This is a genomic window from Actinomadura gamaensis (assembly GCF_042652125.1).
In the GTDB taxonomy this organism is placed as follows: domain Bacteria; phylum Actinomycetota; class Actinomycetes; order Streptosporangiales; family Streptosporangiaceae; genus Spirillospora; species Spirillospora gamaensis.
Map to the genome: position 1 here is coordinate 185,925 of NZ_JBHSIT010000003.1, position 19,554 is coordinate 205,478.

The 19,554-nt window shown below is 75.1% G+C and carries 12 protein-coding genes; 9 read left to right on the forward strand and 3 right to left on the reverse strand.

Annotation, left to right across the window (positions count from 1 at the left end):
• Window positions 1–611: 611 nt before the first annotated feature.
• The 3 genes from ACFPCY_RS11295 to ACFPCY_RS11305 are packed head-to-tail and all read right to left on the reverse strand — an operon-like array spanning window position 612 to window position 5,564.
• Entirely contained in the window at window positions 612–3,101 is a 2,490-nt protein-coding gene (locus ACFPCY_RS11295) for a transglutaminase TgpA family protein (RefSeq protein ID WP_378254084.1), read from the reverse strand.
• A complete protein-coding gene (locus ACFPCY_RS11300) occupies window positions 3,098–4,516 on the reverse strand; it encodes a DUF58 domain-containing protein (protein ID WP_378254085.1) in 1,419 nt (472 codons plus the stop codon). Before ACFPCY_RS11300 ends, ACFPCY_RS11295 begins: the two co-directional genes overlap by 4 nt.
• A 4-nt stretch (window positions 4,517–4,520) precedes the next feature.
• Window positions 4,521–5,564, reverse strand: coding sequence for an AAA family ATPase (locus ACFPCY_RS11305; protein WP_378254087.1), 1,044 nt, complete (start codon window positions 5,562–5,564; stop codon window positions 4,521–4,523).
• 597 nt (window positions 5,565–6,161) lie between these two features.
• Between ACFPCY_RS11305 and mraZ the strand changes: the two genes are divergently transcribed.
• From mraZ to ftsW, 9 genes are all read left to right on the forward strand, one after another.
• Complete coding sequence (gene mraZ, locus ACFPCY_RS11310; RefSeq protein ID WP_378254088.1) at window positions 6,162–6,593, forward strand: division/cell wall cluster transcriptional repressor MraZ; 432 nt, start codon at window positions 6,162–6,164, stop codon at window positions 6,591–6,593.
• A gap of 303 nt (window positions 6,594–6,896) precedes the next feature.
• Window positions 6,897–7,883 carry a 16S rRNA (cytosine(1402)-N(4))-methyltransferase RsmH gene (gene rsmH / locus ACFPCY_RS11315; protein ID WP_378255117.1) on the forward strand — a complete coding sequence of 329 codons (987 nt, stop codon included), beginning with the start codon at window positions 6,897–6,899 and terminating at the stop codon, window positions 7,881–7,883.
• Window positions 7,884–9,341: 1,458 nt separating this feature from the next.
• Window positions 9,342–9,863 (forward strand): cell division protein FtsL, encoded by a 522-nt coding sequence (gene ftsL, locus ACFPCY_RS11320; RefSeq protein WP_378254090.1) that lies wholly within the window; start codon window positions 9,342–9,344, stop codon window positions 9,861–9,863.
• A gap of 979 nt (window positions 9,864–10,842) precedes the next feature.
• A complete protein-coding gene (locus ACFPCY_RS11325; protein WP_378254091.1) occupies window positions 10,843–12,561 on the forward strand; it encodes a peptidoglycan D,D-transpeptidase FtsI family protein in 1,719 nt (572 codons plus the stop codon).
• Between the two features lie 93 nt (window positions 12,562–12,654).
• A complete protein-coding gene (locus ACFPCY_RS11330; RefSeq protein WP_378254093.1) occupies window positions 12,655–14,277 on the forward strand; it encodes a UDP-N-acetylmuramoyl-L-alanyl-D-glutamate--2,6-diaminopimelate ligase in 1,623 nt (540 codons plus the stop codon).
• A complete protein-coding gene (locus ACFPCY_RS11335) occupies window positions 14,274–15,704 on the forward strand; it encodes a UDP-N-acetylmuramoyl-tripeptide--D-alanyl-D-alanine ligase (protein WP_378254095.1) in 1,431 nt (476 codons plus the stop codon). Before ACFPCY_RS11330 ends, ACFPCY_RS11335 begins: the two co-directional genes overlap by 4 nt.
• Window positions 15,701–16,759, forward strand: a complete 1,059-nt coding sequence (gene mraY / locus ACFPCY_RS11340) for a phospho-N-acetylmuramoyl-pentapeptide-transferase (protein WP_378254097.1) — start codon at window positions 15,701–15,703, stop codon at window positions 16,757–16,759. The genes ACFPCY_RS11335 and mraY overlap by 4 nt, the downstream gene beginning before the upstream one ends.
• Window positions 16,756–18,219 (forward strand): UDP-N-acetylmuramoyl-L-alanine--D-glutamate ligase, encoded by a 1,464-nt coding sequence (murD, locus tag ACFPCY_RS11345; protein WP_378254099.1) that lies wholly within the window; start codon window positions 16,756–16,758, stop codon window positions 18,217–18,219. The genes mraY and murD overlap by 4 nt, the downstream gene beginning before the upstream one ends.
• Window positions 18,216–19,502, forward strand: a complete 1,287-nt coding sequence (gene ftsW, locus ACFPCY_RS11350) for a putative lipid II flippase FtsW (RefSeq protein WP_378254101.1) — start codon at window positions 18,216–18,218, stop codon at window positions 19,500–19,502. Before murD ends, ftsW begins: the two co-directional genes overlap by 4 nt.
• The last annotated feature ends 52 nt before the right edge of the window (window positions 19,503–19,554 follow it).

The following is a 19,554-nucleotide window of genomic DNA, read 5'->3' on the forward strand; positions in this document are numbered from 1 at the left end:
CCCCACCCGCGCGAGGCGGGCCGACCGCTGTCCGCCTCCGGTCACCTCGTCCCGCCGCAACCGGCCCAGCCGTCCCTACACGCCCGGAGCCGACGCCGCCCCCTGCCCCTGACCCGCCTCCGGACACCTCGTCCCGCCGCAACCGGCCCAGCCGTCCCTACACGCCCGGAGCCGACGCCGCCCCCTGCCCCTGACCCGCCTCACCCGCGCCGACCCCCGTCGCGCCCCCTGCCCAGCCCGTCGTGCCCCGTCGTGCCCCGCCGCTGCCCGCGCCGCCGCCGTGCTGGGGCCGCCTCGCGGCCTGGCTCCGCTCCACGCGGGGCGAAGCCCCGTCCTGCGCTTGAATCGCGGCTGTATCAGCCGAGTCGCATCCTGTCGCTGCGTCCGTTCCGCGCGTGATGAACCGGGGCCCCGTGCGAGTCAGTCGACACGAGGCCGCCGCGCCCTCGCTCGCGTCATGAGGCGAGCCATGCCCTGGCCCGCGCCCGTTCAGCGCGCGACCGGCTGCGGTTCGCGCCGGGTCTGCCCGTCCGGCATCAGGCGAGCCGGGCGCTGCGTCCGTGCTCCCTCCGCGCCCGTCCAACTGCGTCCTGCTGTGGGGCCGGCGCGGGTCAGTGGGGTTTGGTGGGGAGGAGGGCGCGGAGGCGGGCGAGGACGCGGGACAGGGCGTGTTCGGCTCGGCCGGTCGCGCGGGCGGTGCGTTCGCCGGCGGCGCGGGCGGCGTCGCGGGCTTCGGCGACGGTGGAGGCGGGCAGGAGGCGGGCGCGCCAGCGGGTGGTCGTCGTGGCGGACGAGGCGAAGGCGGAACGCATCGTCCGGACGTCGGCGCGCAGGACGTCGGCGGACGGCGGGGTGCGGTCGGACGGGGCGTAGCGGGCGAGTTCCTCGGCGCGGGCGATGCGGCGCAGGGCGCCCGCGGCGGTGTCGTCCAGGGCGAGGAGGTCGTCCAGGCGGCGGGCCGTGGCGCGCGGCGTCTCGCTGGACGGCCAGGAGACGCCGTGGTCGATCGCGTCCGCGCGGAGTTCGCGCCACGCCGCGTGCGCCGCGTCGGACTGGCCCTTCGGCCGGGGGCGCGGGCCGCGCGGTCCGCCCGGACGGGACGTCTCGGGGCCCGGCGGCGGTTCGAGGGCCGTGGACCAGCGGCGGCGCCGGGTCAGGATCCGGACGGCCGGGGCGGCGGCCAGCAGCAGGAGCACCAGGACGCCGCCCGCGATCCACGGCGCGTAGCCCGGCCCCCCGTGGTGCTTCTTGGCGCTCGGGGTCGGCGTGCCGCCGACGCCCGGCAGGTCGTTACGGTGGCGCGGCCCGGACGTCGTGCGGGCGTTCGGGCCCGCCGAGGAGGACGACTGCGGCAGCGGCGAGGACGCGCCGTTCCCGTTGGATCCGGGGCCGCCGGGCGGCACCGAGTAGCCCGGCTCGTTCGCCGTGCCCTGGCCCGGGTCGCCGGTCGGGGTCGGCTCGAACCGGACCCAGCCGGCGCCGTCGAAGTACAGCTCGGGCCAGGCGTGCGCGTCGCGTCCGCGCACCTCCCACTCGCCCGGACGGATCTCGCGTCCCGGCGTGTACCCGACCGAGACGCGCGCCGGGATGCCGAGCTCGCGGGCCATGACCGCCATCGCGGCGGCGAACTGCTCGCAGTAGCCGCGCTTGCGGTCGGTGAGGAAGTGCAGGAGGTCCGAGCCGTGCTCGGGCGTGCCGACGCTGAGGTCGTAGCGGAAGCCGCCGGTGTCGGTGAACCAGGTCTGGAGCTTCACGGCCGACTCGTAGGCGTTGCGCGAGCCCTTGGTCACCTCGACGGCGAGGTCGTGCACCTTCCGCGGGACGGTCTTGGGCACGCTGGCGAACTCCGTCAGCTGGTCGTCGGTGTAGGAGCCGCCCGCCGCCAGGTCGGACGCCGTCGGCAGCACGCGGCGGCTGGTGACGTCGACGGTCCTGCCGCCCGCGCCGTCCCGCAGCGAGTAGACCATCAGGGACGGCGCGTGGACCCGCCAGTCGCCCTTGATCCGCACCTGCACGGGCGCGTAGGGGAGCGGCAGGAACTGGAGGTCGCGCAGGTCCTTGCTGAACCTGATCCGGGTGTTGACGGTGCGGGTCGCCACCACGGTGAGGCCGGGCGGGGCGGGCAGCGGCGCGTCGGTCAGCCGGTCCTTGGCGGTGCTGGGGACGCTGTAGGTCCACCGGTCGCCGTCGAACTTGTCGAGCGCGTACAACCGCAGGTAGTCGGGACGGTCGGTGTCGTCGGAGCGGTACGTCAGCACGACGCCGTCGTCGGGGTTGGTGAGCTGCTTGGAGAGGCTGACCATGGGGTCGGGCGTGGTGACGGTCCGGGTGCCCTCCCCGGTCCCGCCGGAGCCCTTGCCGCCGAACACGCCGCGCGGATGGATGCCCGGAACCGCCATCGGCAGCAGGACGGCGACGGCGACGGCGGCGAGGCCGATGCGGCGTCCGCTGCTGGCGAGCGCCGTGACGTCCGGACGCTCCCGTTCGGCGGGCGTCTCCTCGTGCCAGCGGGGCGAGAAGACCATCCGTCCCCAGCCGCCGACGCTCTCCCGCGCGTCCGTCATGAGCAGGGCGAGGTAGCCGGCCGCGCCGAGCCCGAACGCGATCCAGTTCACGCCGTGCTCGCGGATCGCGGCGGGGACGCTGTACATGGCCAGCAGCGGCAGCCCGGCGGGCGCGGCACGGCGCAGCCGGACGGCGAGCAGGTCCACGATCGTCGCGACCGCGCCGACGCCGATCGTGACGAGCAGGTGGAGGCCGCGGCCGTCCGGGACGGGCGCCGCGTACTTGTTCGCCGCGGACCAGCCGTCCTGGACGAGCTGCCCCAGCGCGCGCAGGGACGACGGCGTCGGCAGGAAGCCCAGCAGCGCCGTGCCGGGCGCGAACACCAGCGTGCAGTAGAGCAGCAGCGCGAGCGCCGGGCCGAGCGGGTCGAACACCGCCGGGACGCGCAGCCGCCGGACCGCGACCGCGCCGACGGCCGCCGCGACCACCGCGCCGAGCGCGTGGAAGAACCACTGCCCGCCCATGAACAGCGGGTACAGCCCGACCGACCCGGCCAGCGTGGCCAGCGCGGCCATGACCGTCATGCGAATCCTCATGCCGCGCCTCCGCCGCCGTTCCCGTCCAGGTGGCCGAAGCCGGAGTCGGACGGCTCGGACGCGACGGCCCACGCCGCCGCCAGCTCCGCGGCCGTCCGGACGATGACCACGCGCCACCCCGCAGCCCGCAGCACCCGCGCCGCCCCCACCCCGGGCACCGCCGCCGCCCCGCCGCCTCCCGGCACCGCCGCGCCTCCGCCGGCCCCAGCGCCGCCGCCGGGCGTCGCCGTCCCGGCGGAGCCGACGGTCGCGTGGTCGCCGGAGCGTCGTGGCGAGGGGACGTGCGCCGTGGACGAGGCGGACGACGCCTCCGGGTCCACGAGCACCGCGACGCACGCCGTGGTGCCCCGCCGGACGGACGCGACCGCGCGCGCCTCGTCCGGGGTGAGCAGGCCGAACACCGCGACGACGAGGCCGTCGCCGTCCCGTCCGGAACCGCCGAGCAGGGCGGCGAGGCCCGCGTCCAGGACGCTGCCGTCGCCGGGCCGCGCGACCGCCAGGGCGTCCAGCAGCAGGCCCTCGAACTCGCCCGCGTAGTCGGCGGACGGCGCGAGCCTCTCCCCGGCGTCGGTGACCAGCCGAAGCGCCATGCCCATCCGGCCGAGGTGGACCCCGATCGACGCGACCGACGACACCGCCTGCTCGAACGTCGCGCCGGGACCCTCGCCCCGGTGCGCCAGCCGCCGGGTGTCCAGGAACAGCGCGCCGCGGCTCTGCCAGTGCTGCTCCTCGCGCCGCACCATCAGCTCGCCGCGCCGCGCGGTGGACCGCCAGTGGACGCGCCGCAGATCGTCGCCGTGCCGGTACTCGCGGGGCGCGATGTCGTCCTCGCCGGCGGTCGAGACCGTCCGGGCGAGGCTGTCGCCGCCCCCGGCCCACGCCCCGGCGAGCCGCCCCGACGGCAGCGGCACGATCGCCGGGGTCACGGTCAGGGTGTCGGTGAGGCTGAACGAGCGGACCAGCTCGACCATCCCGAACGGGTCGGCGAGCCGGACGGTCAGCGGCCCGACCCGGAAGCGTCCGCGCACGTCCGACCGGATGCGGTAGCTCAGCTCCCGCGTCCCGCGCGGCTCGATCCGGTCGATGACGAACCGGGGCCGCCCGCCGAGCGCGAAGGGCACCCTGTCCTCGATCATCAGCAGCCCGCTCGGCAGCCGGGACACGTTCTCCAGCCGCAGCTCCGCGCGCGACTCGTGCCCCACCGGCAGCCTGGGCGGGTCGAGGCGGCGCGCGCACGCCAGCCGGTACCGGGTCCGCGAGACGACCCACGTGCAGATCAGCGGGAGCGCCAGCACGAGCACCCCGGCGCGCAGCAGGTCCCGCTCGCCGAGCACGAACGCGCAGACGATCGCGGTCGCGCCGGCCGCCACGAACGACCGGCCCCGCGTCGTCAGCCCCGCCAGGGCCCGTCGCACCGCGTCACCCCCGAGGGGACGGGACGGGCAGCCGGTGCACCAGCTCGGTCAGCACGTGCTCGGGCCGCCGCCGCTCGACCTGCGCCTCGGCGGTCGGCAGGAGCCGGTGCGCCAGCACCGGGACGGCCAGCTCCTGGATGTCGTCGGGCAGGACGTAGTCGCGGTCGTCCAGCGCCGCGTACGCGCGCGCCGCGCGCACGAGGTGGAGCGTCGCGCGCGGCGACGCGCCGAGCCGCAGCTCCGGATGGTTGCGGGTCGCGGTCACCAGATCGATCGCGTACTGCCGGACGGACTCGGCGACGTGCTGCCGCCGGACGACCTCGATCAGGTCCCGCACGTCGGACGCGTGCGCGACCGGCTCCAGGTCGTCCAGGGGGTTCGCCTCGCCGTGCGCGTCGAGCATCTCCAGCTCGGCGGACGGGTCGGGGTACCCCATCGAGATCCGCGCGGTGAACCGGTCGCGCTGGGCCTCGGGGAGGGGGTAGGTGCCCTCCATCTCCACCGGGTTCTGGGTGGCGATCACCATGAACGGCCGCTCCAGCGGGTACGTCGTGCCGTCCACCGTGACCTGGCGCTCCTCCATGCACTCCAGCAGCGCCGACTGCGTCTTGGGGGAGGCGCGGTTGATCTCGTCGCCGACGACGATGTTCGCGAACACCGGTCCCGGCTTGAACTCGAACTCGCGCAGCTCCTGGTTGTACGCGCTGACCCCGGTGATGTCGCTGGGCAGCAGGTCGGGCGTGAACTGGACGCGCCGCACCGAGCAGTCGACCGACCGGGCCAGCGCCTTGGCGAGCATCGTCTTGCCGACGCCGGGCACGTCCTCGATCAGCAGGTGGCCCTCGGCCAGCAGGACGGTCAGCGCGAGCCGCACCGCCCGGGGCTTGCCCTCGACCACCGTCTCCACGGCGTCCCGGATGCGCCCGCTGACCCGGGCCAGGTCGTCCAGCCCGCCGGAGAACCCGCCCCGGGAACCGCCCGCGGGACGGGGCACCGACGCCGCGCGTCCGGCCCCGGTCGAACGATCCCCGTGCATCCCTACTGACACCAACAACCCTCCTCAGCCGTCCCGCCGCCCCGACGGCGCCGCGGTGCGCCCCCCGCCAGCGGACCGCGCGGCCCGTCCGCCTCCGGACGCGCCGAGCCGCCGCCGCTCCACCGGCCGCGCCCCTCGGCGGGAGCCGCCGCCGGTGTCCGGCACCGGCGGGCCGCCGGTGCTCCACCGACGGCGCCGGTGCTCCACCGACAGCGCCGGTGCTCCACCGACAGTACGTCTCCCGGCCGACGGCCGCGATGGTCATGGGGAACGGGAGCCCATTGTGCTCCACCCGAGCGGGCGCCACAGCCCGCCGGACGTTCCACTTTCCCCCATCCGGCGGGCCTCCGGTGCCCGCGGGACGCCGGCGCGGCACGGCCGGGAGGGCTCCGGGCTGCGTCAGGACGCGCTGTCAAGTCCCCCCGGACGAGTGGCCGCCCGCCCCGCCCCACCGCGCCCCCCTCCCCGCACCACCCCGCCTGACCTGCGGAATCGTTCGCGAAATCTGCGCGCGGCCGGTGTTTTCGTAGTTGACGGTGGGGAAGAGTGGAGTAGAGTGGGGCGCCGTGGGGAGCAGTAGCGCCCCATGCGGCGCGGGAGGTGGGGCCGGTGTTCCTCGGCACCCACACGCCGCGCCTCGACGACAAGGGACGACTGTTCCTGCCGGCGAAGTACCGCGAGGAGCTGTCGGGGGGATTGGTGATCACGAAGGGCCAGGAACGCTGCCTGTACGTCTTCCCCATGGCGGAGTTCCAGCGCATCACCGAGGCGCTTCGTGCCGCGCCGGTCACCGAGCGCTCCGTGCGGGCCTACAGCCGGGTCTTCTTCGCGAGCGCCTCCGACGAGGTCCCCGACAAGCAGGGCCGGATCACGATCCCGCCCCCGCTGCGGAAGTACGCCGGGCTCACCCGCGACTGCACCGTCATCGGCGCGAACTCGCGCCTGGAGATCTGGGACAGCGGCGCCTGGGAGTCCTACCTCGAGCAGGAGGAGCAGGCGTTCGCCGACATCTCCGAGGAGGTGTTGCCCGGGATTCTCTGACGATCTGCTGAGCGTCGGTCGCGACGACCGGCACTGGCCCGCGTTCGGCCAGGTCTCCAGCCGCTCTCCAGGCCCTCTGGCGCAGCTTCCCCGGCGCCAGAAGGCGACCCCCCGCGGTGACGCGGTGATCTTCCTCAAGGGCAGCGGATGGGGACCTGGCCGGGCGAGGCCGCCGGGGTGCCCGCCAGGGGGTTTCACAGGGCACCGGCGCCGACGCGAACCGGCCGCACGGCCCGTGGGCGGGCCGGGCGGACGATGCCACGGACTCCGCGAGCGAGGTGGCACTGACATGGGGGGTTGAGCATGGACGTGGGCGACCACGCGGCGCAGGCCGGTCACATTCCGGTACTGCTCGACCGCGTTCTCGAGATCCTGGCGCCCGCCGTCCGCGCGGCCGCCGACGCCGGGCGCACGCCCGTCTACCTGGACGGGACGCTCGGCATGGGCGGGCACGCCGAGGCCATGCTCGCCGCCCACCCGACGCTCCGCCTGATCGGCCTCGACCGGGACACCTACGCGCTGGAGCGCTCCGCCGCCAGGCTGGAGCGCTTCGGCGACCGGGTCTCGCTCGAACACGCCGTCTACGACGACATCCCCGCGGTGCTCGACCGGCTCGGCGTCCCGGTGGTGGACGCGTTCCTGTTCGACCTCGGCGTCTCCTCCCCGCAACTGGACGAGGCCGACCGCGGCTTCGCCTACTCCTACGACGCGCCCCTCGACATGCGGATGGACCGCACCCAGGACCTCACCGCCGCCGAGGTCGTCAACACCTACCCGCCCGGCGAGCTCACGCGCATCCTGCGCGAGTACGGCGAGGAGCGGTTCGCCCAGCGCATCGCGTCCGCCATCGTCCGGGAACGGGCCAAGCAGCCGCTCGACTCGACCGCGCGGCTCACCGAACTCGTCCGCGCCGCGATCCCGGCCGCGACCCGCCGCACCGGCGGCAACCCGGCCAAGCGCACCTTCCAGGCGCTCCGCATCGAGGTGAACGGCGAGCTGGAGATCTGGCGGCGGGCCCTGCCCGCGGCGCTGGACGCCGTCCCGGTCGGCGGCCGGGTCGCCGTGCTCAGCTACCAGTCGCTGGAGGACCGCATCACCAAGCAGGTCCTCGCCGCGGCCGCCGCCGACCACACCCCGCCGGACCTGCCCGTCCCGCTGCCCGAGCACCAGCCGCGCTTCCGGCTGCTGACCCGGGGCGCCGAGGTGGCGTCCGCGTCCGAGACCGAGACCAACCCACGGGCCGGGTCGGTGCGGCTGCGCGCCGCCGAGCGGGTCCGGGAGGCCACATGAGCACACGGACCCGCCACCCGCACCCCGCGCCCCCGCCCCACCCCGCGCTCCGGCCCGCGACCCCGCCCGCGTCCGGGACCTCGTCCGCGCCCGCGGCCCCCTCCGCATCCGCGACCTCGCCCGCGTCGGCGACCCCGCCCGTGTCCGCGACCCCGCCCGCGTCCGCGGCGAGGCAGGGCCGCGAGCGCCGACCCCGGCCCGACCAACCCACCACGTCCGCCCACCCGCCCCCCCACGTCCTCGGGCCCCTCCGCCCCCGCGACTTCGTTCCCCCGAGCGATCCCCCCGCGGACGCGCAATCCCGTCCGCACGCCATGAGCACGGCCCCGCGCGTCCCGACACCCCCGCGCATCCACGTCGCGAAGGCGCACAAGGGCTCAAGTAAGACGCATCTCGTTGCGCCTCGCAGCGACGCGCGAAAGGCGCTGTTCGCGAAGGTTCGCCGGGACGCCCGAGAGGTGACGCCCGCGCAGCGGGCCAAGGCCGCGCGAGACGGGAGAGCCTCCGCCTGCGAGGCCGACGCGTCCGAGGCGGCGTTCGCCCAGCGGGCCGGCGGCGCGCGGGCCGCGGGAACTTCCCCGCCCTTCGGCAATGCCGATACGCGGCAGGTGGCGGGCGCGCGGGTGCTTGGGGGCGCGGCGCGGGACGGTGACTTTGAGGGGCGCGGGGAGAGGGCTTCCGAGCGCGGGGAGGGACGCTGACGTGCGCGAGACACCAGGTGGGGTGAAGACCTCCGCCCGCGGCCGCGAGGCCGAGAGGCGCGGGGCGAAGGCCGCCAGGCGCGGCAAGGGCGCCGCCGCGCGAGGCGCGGCACCTTCCGCCCCCGGACGTACCCCGGACGCGCCCGAAGCCCCTCCCACGGACGAAAGCACACCCACACGCGAACGCACACCCACGCGCGGAAGCACACCCACGCGCGAAAGCACACCCACGCGCGAAAGCACATCCGCGCGCGAGAGTGCGTCCGTACGTGAACGCACATCCACGCGCGAACGCACATCCACGCGCGAGAGTACGTCCGCACGTAAACGCACATCCACGCGCGGAAGCACATCCGCACGTGAGAGTGCGTCCGCACGTAAACGCACATCCGCGCGTGAGAGTGCGTCCGCTCGTGAACGCATATCCGCGCGTGAGAGTGCGTCTGCGCGTGAGAGTGCGGCCTCGCGTGAGGACGCGCGTGGGCGCGAGGGCGCAGCCGCGCGTGGGCGTGCATCCGTGAGCGAGGCGTCTCCGGGTGGGCGCGGTACCGCGCGCGAGGAGGCGTCTGCGGGTGGGCGTGTGTCTGGGCGGAGGCGTGCGTCTGCGGGCGAAACGCCGAGGCGTGGACGCGCGTCCACGCGGGACAACGGGCCTGCGCGCGAGGGCGCGGGCGGGCGGGGCCGCGTGGCTGGGGGCGAGGCGGGCTCCGCTCGGGGGCGCGTGGCTACGCGGGATGAGGACGTTGCGCGTGGTCGGGTGGCCACGCGCAGGAAGGCCGCGGTCGGCGGCCGGGCCGGGAAGTCTCGGGACGTCGCGCAGGGCGCGGCTCGGCGGGCCGGACGGGTGGTGCGGCAGTCCGCGCCGCCGCGCGCGCCGTTCGTGCTGCTGATCGTGGGTTTGCTGGGTGGCGCGCTCGCCAGCCTGCTGCTGCTCAACACCGTGCTCGCCGAGGACGCGTTCACGCTGTCCCGGCTGCAGCAGAACAACAAGCTGCTCGACCAGCAGCGGCAGCAGATGCAGGGCGACATCGCCCGCGAGGAGTCGCCGGCGTCGCTGGACGAGAAGGCCCGGGAGCTCGGCATGAAGCCGCCGACGCAGCCCGCGTGGATCTCGCCGGACGGCACGGTCACCGGGACCCGCGGCTTCCGTCCGGTGCCGAACGCCGCCGCCGCCACGGCTGGAGCGGTGGGCGTGCTCGGCGTGCCGGGCGCGATCATTCCGGGTGAGGGCGTGCCGAGCGCGTCCGGCACGGGCGCCGGCGGTCGGGGGACGCCGTGAGGACGGCTCGGGAGGCACGGTGAGCAGGCGTCCGGCCGGTCCGCCGTCCGGGCGCGGGCGGGGACCCCAGGGACGGGGACCGCGCGGCTCGGCCGGGCGGGACGAGAAGAACGGTCCGGGCGGGGCGCGCGCGTCGGGACGCGGTTCGGGCACTCCGCCCACCGGCAGCACACCACCCCGGTCGCCGGGCGGCTCACCCGCCCGGCGATCGTCCCGTAACGGGATGATCCCCCCGCCGCGTCCGAAGAAGGGCGCCGACCCCGCCGACTCCCGCGCCGACGCCCGGGACGCCCAGGGGCGCGACCACTCCGAAGGACGCGCCGAAGCGCCCGGACGCGGAAACGGCCACGGCGGCGGTGACGTCCAGCGGCGCGGAAAGGGCCGAGGACACGGCGACGCCACAGAGCGCGGTGGCTCCCAGCGCCGCGGCGACTCCGCAGGACGCGGCGATTCCACGGCCCGCGGCAGCTCAGCCGGACGCGGCGACTCCGCGGGACGCGGCAGCTCCGAAGGACGCGGCGATTCCACCGGGCGCCTCGGCTTCATGGGGCGCGGTGGGGCTGAGGGGCGTGGGGGTTTTGCGGGCGGCGACACGCCCGGGCGTCGCGATGCGCGAAGGCGTGGTGACGTGCAGGGGCGGAGCGATGCGCGCGAGAGGCGTGAGGACGCCGCGAACAGGCGTGGAGACGCGTCTGGCCGGGGTGCCGCGCGGGGGCGTGGTGACGGGGCTGGACGAGGTGACACGCGAGGGCGTGGGGACGCGGCTCGCCGGAGTGACGCGCGCGCGGGGGCGCAGGGGCGTCGGGCGGAAGGTGGTCGGGGCCGGAGCCAGGTAGGCGGCCGGACGCGGCCGGCGGACGGGGGACGAGGCAGTACCCGGCCGGCAGGCGCGCGGCGGCCCCGTCCCGGCGGGCGGGGCGGGCCGCCCCGGAGGCCGCCCCGGCGGCGGATCCGGGTGCCGTTCCGGCGGCGCGATCCGATGAAGCGGCTGAACGCGGGCCTGCTCGCCGTGGCGTTCGTGCTGTCGCTGTTCGCCGGACGGCTCGTCCAGCTCCAGACGATCGAGTCGGGGCACTACACGGCGCGGGCGCTGGAGCAGCGGCTGCGCAAGATCGACCTGCCCGCCGTGCGCGGGGACATCACCGACGCGCAGGGCAACCCGCTCGCGATGACGGTGGAGGCGCGGCTCGTCTACGCCGACCCCGGGGTGATCAAGCCGGCGAAGCGGCAGCAGATCGTCAACGCGCTCGCGCCGATGCTCGGCCTCGATCCCGGCACGCTCATGAAGCAGCTGTCCAAGCCGGGCAGCAGGTACGAGGTGCTCGCGCACGGCGTCCGCCCGGACCAGGCGCGGCTCGTGCTGGGGATGAAGTTCCTCGGCATCGGCACCTACCCCGAGTACCGGCGCGAGTACCCGAACGACTCGCTCGGCGCGGGGGTGATCGGGTTCGTGAACGCCGAGGGACGCGGCGGGGCGGGCCTGGAGTACGCGCTGAACAAGCAGCTCGCCGGACGGGCCGGCTGGCAGCGCATCGAGATCAGCCCGGACGGCCAGCACATCCCGATGGGCGAGGACCAGAAGCGCCCGCCGGTGCCGGGCAAGGGCGTCCGGCTGACGCTGATGCGGGACGTCCAGTACAAGGCGCAGCAGGCGATCGAGGCGCAGGTGAAGGCGACCGGCGCGCGCAGCGGCAGCGTGATCGTGATGGATCCGCGCAACGGGCAGCTGCTCGCGATGGCGTCCGCGCCCGGGTACGACCCGAACGAGTACGGCAAGTCGGACCACCGGCTGTGGGGGAGTCCGCTCGTCCAGCAGGCGTACGAGCCGGGCAGCACCGGCAAGGTCGTCACGGCGGCGGCGGTGCTGGAGCGCGGCGGGATCACGCCCGAGACGGTGTTCAAGGTGCCCTACAGCGTGCGCCGGTACGACCGGACGTTCCACGACTCCGAGCAGCACGGGACCGAGCGGCTGACGTTCGCGGGGGTGCTGGCCAAGTCCAGCAACGTCGGGACGATCCTGGCCAGCGAGCACATCGACCAGGACACGCTGTACGGGTTCCTGCGCGACTTCGGGTTCGGGCAGAAGACGAACATCGGCCTGCCCGCCGAGACGGCCGGGCAGCTCAGGCCGCCGAAGCAGTGGTCGGGCACCGACCGGTACCCGCTGGCGTTCGGCCAGTCGCTGTCGGTCAACGCGCTGCAGATGGCGAGCGTGTACTCGACGATCGCCAACGGCGGGGTGCGGGTCGCGCCGAACCTGATCGCGGGGACCACCGGCGAGGACGGCTCGTTCACCCCGGCCGCCGCGCCCGCGCAGAAGCGCGTGATCAGCGCGCGGACCGCGCAGGAGATCCGGGACATGCTGGAGGGCGTCACCACCAAGGACGGCACCGCGCCGAAGGCGCAGATCCCCGGCTACCGGGTGGCGGGCAAGACCGGCACCGCGCAGATCATCAACCCGAGCACCGGCACCTACGAGGACGGCGGCTACACCGCGTCGTTCGCCGGGTTCGCCCCGGCGGAGGCGCCGCAGCTCGTGGTGCAGGTCGTGTTGCAGCATCCGACCCGGGGCAGCTACTTCGGCGGCGACGTCGCGGCCCCGGTGTTCCGGGACGTGATGGGCTTCGCGCTCCAGACGCGGAAGATCCCGCCGAGCGGGAGCAAGGCCCCGTCCGTCAAGATCTACGCCGACGACTGAGCGCAGCCGGTACCCTAACCCGCCGTGAACTCCGCACCGTTGACCCCGCACATCCGCCAGGACCCGGCTCCGGCCCGCACCGAAAGACACGCCATGCGCCCGACCTCCAACCCGGCCCGTCCGCTGACGGGCCTCGCGTCGACGCTGGGGCTCCCGGCCGCGGACGAGTGGTCCGGGGTGACCGTCTCGGGGATCACGCACGACTCGCGGGCGGTGCTCCCCGGGGACGTGTACGCGGCGCTGCCGGGCGCGCGCGTGCACGGCGCCCGGTTCGCCGTCCAGGCGGCCGAGAAGGGCGCCACGGCGATCCTGACGGATCCGGCCGGGCGGGAGCAGGCCGCGGAGGCCGGGCTGCCCGTCCTGGTGGTGGACGACCCGCGCGCCGTGCTCGGCCGGGCCGCCTCGTGGGTGTACGGCGACCCGGTCCGCGACCTGACGCTGATCGGCGTGACCGGCACCAGCGGCAAGACCACCACGACGTTCCTGCTGGACGCGGGCCTGCGCGCGGCCGGGTACACGACCGGCCTGGTCGGCGGCGTGGAGATCCGGATCGGGGACGACACCGTCCCCGGCGAGCTGACCACGCCCGAGTCGACCGACCTGCACGCGCTGTTCGCGATGATGCGCGAGCGCGGGGTGGGCGCGGCGGCGATGGAGGTGTCCAGCCACGCGCTGGAGCAGCACCGGGTCGGCGGCGCCCGCTACGACGTCTCGATCTTCAACAACCTGTCCCAGGACCACCTGGACTACCACCCGACCATGCGGGACTACTTCCTCGCCAAGGCGAGGCTGTTCACGCCCGGCTACAGCCGGGTCGGCGTGGTGAACCTGGACGACGAGTACGGCCGCGAGCTGCTCGGCATCGCGACCGTCCCGACCACGACGTTCTCCGCGACCGGCGACCCGGCGGCCGACTGGCGCGCGGTGGACGTGCGGATCGGCGCGGACGGCAGCGTGTTCCGCGTGCTCGGCCCGGGCGGGATCGAGGCCGACGCGGCCGTCCAGCTCCCCGGCCCGTTCAACGTGGCGAACGCGCTCGGCGCGATCGTGGCGCTCGTGGAGGCCGGGATCACGCTGCCGGTGGCGGTGCGCGGCGTCGGGTCGCTGACCGGCGTCCCCGGCCGCCTGGAGCGCGTGGACGAGGGCCAGGAGTACGTCGCGCTGGTGGACTACTCGCACAAGCCCGGCGCGGTCGAGGCCGTCCTGACCTCGCTGCGGAAGGTCACCGAGGGCCGGCTGACGATCGTGCTCGGCTGCGGCGGCGATCGGGACCGCGGCAAGCGGCCGCTCATGGGCGAGGCCGCCGCGCGGCTGGCCGACATGGCGTATTTCACCAACGACAACCCGAGGTCGGAGGATCCCCTGGCGATCCTCGCCGCTATGGTCGAGGGCGGGCTCAAGGTCCCGCAGTCCGAGCGCGCGCACATCGTGGTCGAGCCCGACCGCGCGGCCGCCATCGCGCTGGCGATCGGCCGGGCCCGGCGCGGCGACGTGGTCGTCGTCGCGGGCAAGGGCCACGAGCAGGGCCAGTACGTGGCCGGTGAGGTACATCCGTTCGACGACCGGCGGGTCGTCCGCGCGGCGATCCGGGCCCAGCGGGACCGCGCGCGCGATCGCGACCGGACCGCGGACCCGGGCGAGGCGTCCGGGCGAACCCCGGCGGCCTCCGGGGCGTCGAACGGGCAGGACGTGAGAGGGGACGGGACGCAGGCGTGATCCCACTTCCGCTGTCGACGGTCGCCGAGCTGACCCGCGGCGTCGTGACCGGCCTTCCGCCGGACGGCCCCGAGCCGGTGGTGCGGGGGCCCGTTGTGATCGACTCCCGGGAGGCCGGGCCGGGCGCGCTGTTCGCGGCGCTGCCGGGCGAGCGCGCCGACGGGCACGACTTCGCCCCGGCGGCGTTCGCCGGAGGCGCGAGCGCGGTCCTAGCGGCCCGTCCGGTGGACGGGCCCGCCGTGGTGGTGCCGGACGTGCGGGAGGCCCTCGGCCTGCTCGCGCGCGGCCTGCTGGAGCGGCTCCCGGACGTCGCCGTGACCGGGATCACCGGTTCGGCGGGCAAGACGTCCACCAAGGACCTGATCGCCCAGGTGGTCGAGCGGTGCGGGCCGACGATCGCGCCGGTCGGGTCGTTCAACAACGAGATCGGGCTGCCGCTGACCGTGCTGCGCGCGGACGGCGCGACCCGGAACCTGGTGCTGGAGATGGGCGCCCGCGGCATCGGCCACATCGCCTACCTGTGCGGCATCGCGCGGCCGTCGATCGGCGTGGTGCTGAACGTCGGGTCCGCGCACCTCGGCGAGTTCGGCAGCCGCGAGGCGGTCGCGCAGGCGAAGGGCGAGATGGTCGAGGCGCTGGACGCGTCCGGCACGGCCGTCCTGAACGCCGACGACCCGATCGTCGCGGCGATGGCGAGCCGCACCGTGGCGCGGGTCGTCACGTTCGGCCGGAGCGCGGACGCGACCGTCCGGGCCGTGGACGAGTCGCTCGACGACGCCGGGCGCGGCCGGTTCACCCTGGTCACGCCCGAGGGCTCGGCGCCGGTGGCGCTGCGCCTGATGGGCGCGCACATGGTCCCGAACGCGCTCGCCGCCGCCGCCGTGGCGCGCGCCGCGGGCATGCCCGTCGCGGACATCGCCGAGGCGCTCTCGGCGGCCGGGCCGCGCAGCCGGTGGCGGATGGAGATCACCGAGCGCCCGGACGGCGTGACGGTGATCAACGACGCGTACAACGCCAACCCCGAGTCGACCCGCGCCGCGGTGGACGTGCTCGCGCACGTCGCCCGGGGCCGCCGGGCGTTCGCGGTGCTGGGCGAGATGGCCGAGCTCGGTGACGCCTCGGTCGCGGAACACGCCAAGATCGGGCAGCATGTCGCGCGGAGCGGCGTCGCCGGCCTCGTGGTCGTGGGCGGCGCCGCCGCGCCGGTGGCCGAAGGGGCCGCGCAGGTGGCGGCATGGACGGGAGAGTTGGTACAGGTGGATGACGTCGGCGCGGCGGTGACCGCGCTCAGCGGGCGGCTCCGGCCGCGGGACGTCGTACTGGTGAAGGGCTCCCGCGTCACGGGCCTGGAGCGGGTCGCCGCGGCGCTGCTGCAGGACGGTCCGGCGAGGTCGCAGGACGGCGCGGCGGGGGGTGCCCGGGCATGACCAACATCATCATCGCCGCCGGGGTGGCCCTGCTGTTCGGCATGGTCGGCACGCCGGTCTGGATCCGGATCGTGAACCGGCTCGGCTACGGCCAGATGATCCGCCAGGAGGGCCCGGAGGCCCACCTGAAGAAGCGCGGCACGCCGACCATGGGCGGCACGGTCTTCGTCCTCGGGTCGCTCGTCGGGTACGGCGCGGCGCACCTGCTGACCGGCACCAGCCCGACCGTCTCGGGCGGCCTCGTGCTGTTCCTGATGACCGGGCTCGGCGCGGTCGGCTTCGTGGACGACTACATCAAGGTCTTCAAGCAGCGCAGCCTCGGCCTGCGCTCCGGCGCCAAGATGATCGGCATCATCCTGGTCGGGGTGGTGTTCGCGGTCGGGTCGCTGAACTTCCCGAACCACCTGGACGTCACGCCCGCCGACGCGCACCTGTCGTTCCTGCGCGACTTCGGGCCGGCGATCGGCGCGATCCCGTTCGTGATCTGGGCGCTGCTGCTGATCGCGGCGACGTCCAACGGCGTGAACCTCACCGACGGGCTGGACGGCCTCGCCGCCGGCCCCTGCGCGATGGTGCTGGCCGCCTACGTGCTGATCGGCAACTGGCAGCTGCGCAACTCCTGCGAGTTCGCGCTCGCGCCGAACTGCTACAACGTGCGCGACCCGCTCGACCTCGCGGTCGTCGCGGCGGCGGTGCTCGGCGGCGTGTTCGGCTTCCTGTGGTGGAACGCCCCGCCGGCGAAGGTCTTCATGGGCGACACCGGCTCGCTCGCCCTCGGCGGCGTCCTGGTGGGCCTGGCGATCCTGACCCGCACCCAGTTCCTGCTCGGCGTGCTGTGCGGCCTGATCGTGATGATCACGCTGTCGGTGATCATCCAGGTCGGCGGGTTCAAGCTGACCAAGAAACGCGTCTTCAAGATGGCCCCGCTCCAGCACCACTTCGAGCTGTCGGGGTGGGCGGAGACCACGATCGTCGTGCGGTTCTGGCTGATGTCGGCGCTGTTCACCGCGATCGGCCTCGGCCTGTTCTACCTGGAATGGATGCCCAAGAAGTGACCGACGCAGCCGGGCAGGAGCGTCCCTCCGCAGAAGGCGGGCCGTCCTCCACGGAAGGTGAGTCGTACGAGGGGCGGCGGGTCGTCGTCGCCGGGCTCGGGGTCTCGGGACGGGCCGCCGCGCGGGTCCTGGCCGAGCGCGGCGCGCACGTGACGATCGTGGACGCCCGCGACGACGACGCGTCCCGCGAGCAGGCCGCCGATCTCGAACGCCGCGGCGTGGCCGTCCGGCTCGGGGACGGCGACACCCTCCCCGCCGGGACGGAGCTGGTCGTCACCTCGCCCGGCTGGAAGCCGGACGTGCCGCTGCTCGCCGCCGCCGCGTCCGCCGGGATCGAGATCTACGGCGAGGTCGAGCTCGCGTGGCGGCTGCGCCCCGCCGGCGCGGCGCCCTGGCTCGCCCTCACCGGCACCAACGGCAAGACCACCTGCGTGCGGATGCTGACGCAGATCCTGGTCGCGGCCGGGCACGACGCGGTCGCGGTCGGGAACGTGGGCACGCCGATCGTCGAGGCGGTGCTGGAGAAGCACGACGTGCTGGCCGTGGAGCTGTCCAGCTACCAGCTGCACTGGTCGTCCACGCTCCGGCCGCTCGCCTCGGCGGTGCTGAACGTCACGCCCGACCACATCGACTGGCACGGCTCGTTCGAGGCGTACGCCGCCGACAAGGGCAAGATCTTCGCGCCGGGGTCGGTGGCGGTCGTGAACGCCGACGACCCGGTCTCGGCCGGCCTCGGCCCGGCGGACGCCAAGGCGTTCACCCTCGGCGTCCCCGCCCCCGGACAGCTCGGCGTCGTCGAGGAGCTGCTCGTCGACCGGGCCTTCGTGGACGACCCGGAGACGTCCGCCGCCGAACTCGCCGAGCTGCGCGACGTGAAGCCGTTCGCGCCGCACAACGTCGCCAACGCCCTCGCGGCGGCGGCCCTGGCCCGCGCCTTCGGCGTGCCGCCCGAGGCCGTCCGGGAGGGCCTGCGGGCGTTCGTGCCCGACCCGCACCGCATCGCGCACGTCGCGACCGTGGACGGCGTCGACTACGTGGACGACTCGAAGGCCACCAACCCGCACGCCGCCGCGTCCTCGCTGGCGGCCTGCCGGTCCGCGGTGTGGATCGCGGGCGGCCTGCTGAAGGGCGCGGACGTCGACGACCTCGTCGCGTCCTGCGCGGACCGGCTCCGCGCGGTCATCCTGATCGGCCGCGACCGGGCCCGGATCGCCGAAGCGCTCGCGCGACACGCGCCGGATGTCCCCGTCGTGGACGTTCCGGACACCGACACTGGGGCGATGGACCGAGTCGTGACGCACGCCGCCGCACTCGCCGAGGACGGCGACACCGTGCTGCTCGCCCCGGCGGGGGCCTCCTTCGACATGTTCACCGGCTACGGGGCGCGCGGCGACGCGTTCGCCGACGCGGTCCGGCGGCTCTTCCCCCAGGCGTCAGCGCAGGCGTCCGCGCGCGCATGAGCGCGGCCCCCGCGGCGGAGCGGGACCAGGCGAAGACCGGCGGCGGGCGCGCCGCGCGGGCCCGTCCGCGCGAGCAGGTCGCCGCCGCCGTCGGGCTGCTGGACCGCCCGCTCACCTCGTATTACCTGGTGCTCGGCTGCTCGGTGATGCTGCTCGCGCTCGGCCTGACCATGGTGCTGTCGGCGTCCAGCGTGAAGCAGCTTCAGGAGACCGGGTCGGCGTACACGCTGGTCCAGAAGCAGGCGATCTGGATGGCGATCGGCCTGCCCGGCATGTGGGCGGCGTCCCGACTGCCGCTGAAGGGGTTCCGGGCGCTGGCGTTCCCGATGCTGCTGCTGTCGGTCGCGGCGCTCGCCCTGGTGCTGGTGCCGGGCCTCGGCCGCGCGGCGGGCGGCGCGACCCGCTGGATCAGCCTCGGACCGATCCAGATCCAGCCGTCCGAGCCCGCCAAGCTCGGCCTGGTGCTGTGGGGCGCGGACCTGCTCGCCCGCAAGGAGAGGCTCGGCCAGCTCACCGAGTGGCGGCCGCTGCTGATGCCGCTGCTGCCCGGCGCGGGCCTGCTGGTGCTGCTGGTCATGCTCGGCAACGACCTCGGCACCACGCTGGTGCTGCTCACGATCTTCCTGGCGCTGCTGTGGGTGGTCGGCGCGCCCGGCCGGCTGTTCGTCGGCATCGCCGGGCTCGTCGGCCTGCTGGTGTCGATCCTGATCCTCGTCGAGCCGTACCGGATGCAGCGGCTCACCGGCTTCCTGGACCAGTCCGGCAACCAGCTCACCTTCAACTACCAGGGCACCCAGGGCCTGCAGGCGCTGGCGTCCGGCGGCCTGTTCGGCGCCGGGCTGGGGGAGGGACGGGCCAAGTGGGACTTCCTCCCGCACGCCGAGACCGACTTCATCTTCGCCATCATCGGCGAGGAGTTCGGGCTGGTCGGGACGCTGGTCGTGCTCGGCCTGTTCGGGCTGCTCGCCTACGCCGGGCTGCGCATCGCCCGCCGCGTCAAGGACCCGTTCACCCGGCTCGCCGCGGCGGGCGCGACCGCCTGGCTGGTCGTCCAGGCCATCGTGAACATCGGCGCGGTGATCGGTGTGCTTCCCATCACAGGCATCCCGCTGCCCCTGGTCTCCTATGGTGGATCGGCGCTCATCCCGACGCTGATCGCGCTCGGGATGCTGCTCGCTTTCGCCAAGCGCGAGCCCGGCGCCCGGCAGGCGCTGGCGGCGCGCGGCCCCGGACCGCTGTCACGGGCCCTAAGCTGGCTGGGAATCGGACCGCGGGGATCCTGACCGGACGGAGCCGGGGGTCGAACCGTCCGCACTGGCGCTCGCACCCGCGGAC

Bases quoted from the DNA above. Each gene is read 5' to 3' on its own strand.
- ACFPCY_RS11295 (WP_378254084.1), bottom strand. From the start codon at position 3,101: ATGAGGATTCGCATGACGGTCATGGCCGCGCTGGCCACGCTGGCCGGG.
- rsmH (WP_378255117.1), top strand. From the start codon at position 6,897: ATGGACGTGGGCGACCACGCGGCGCAGGCCGGTCACATTCCGGTACTG.
- ACFPCY_RS11325 (WP_378254091.1), top strand. From the start codon at position 10,843: ATGAAGCGGCTGAACGCGGGCCTGCTCGCCGTGGCGTTCGTGCTGTCG.
- ACFPCY_RS11330 (WP_378254093.1), top strand. From the start codon at position 12,655: ATGCGCCCGACCTCCAACCCGGCCCGTCCGCTGACGGGCCTCGCGTCG.
- mraY (WP_378254097.1), top strand. From the start codon at position 15,701: ATGACCAACATCATCATCGCCGCCGGGGTGGCCCTGCTGTTCGGCATG.
- ftsW (WP_378254101.1), top strand. From the start codon at position 18,216: ATGAGCGCGGCCCCCGCGGCGGAGCGGGACCAGGCGAAGACCGGCGGC.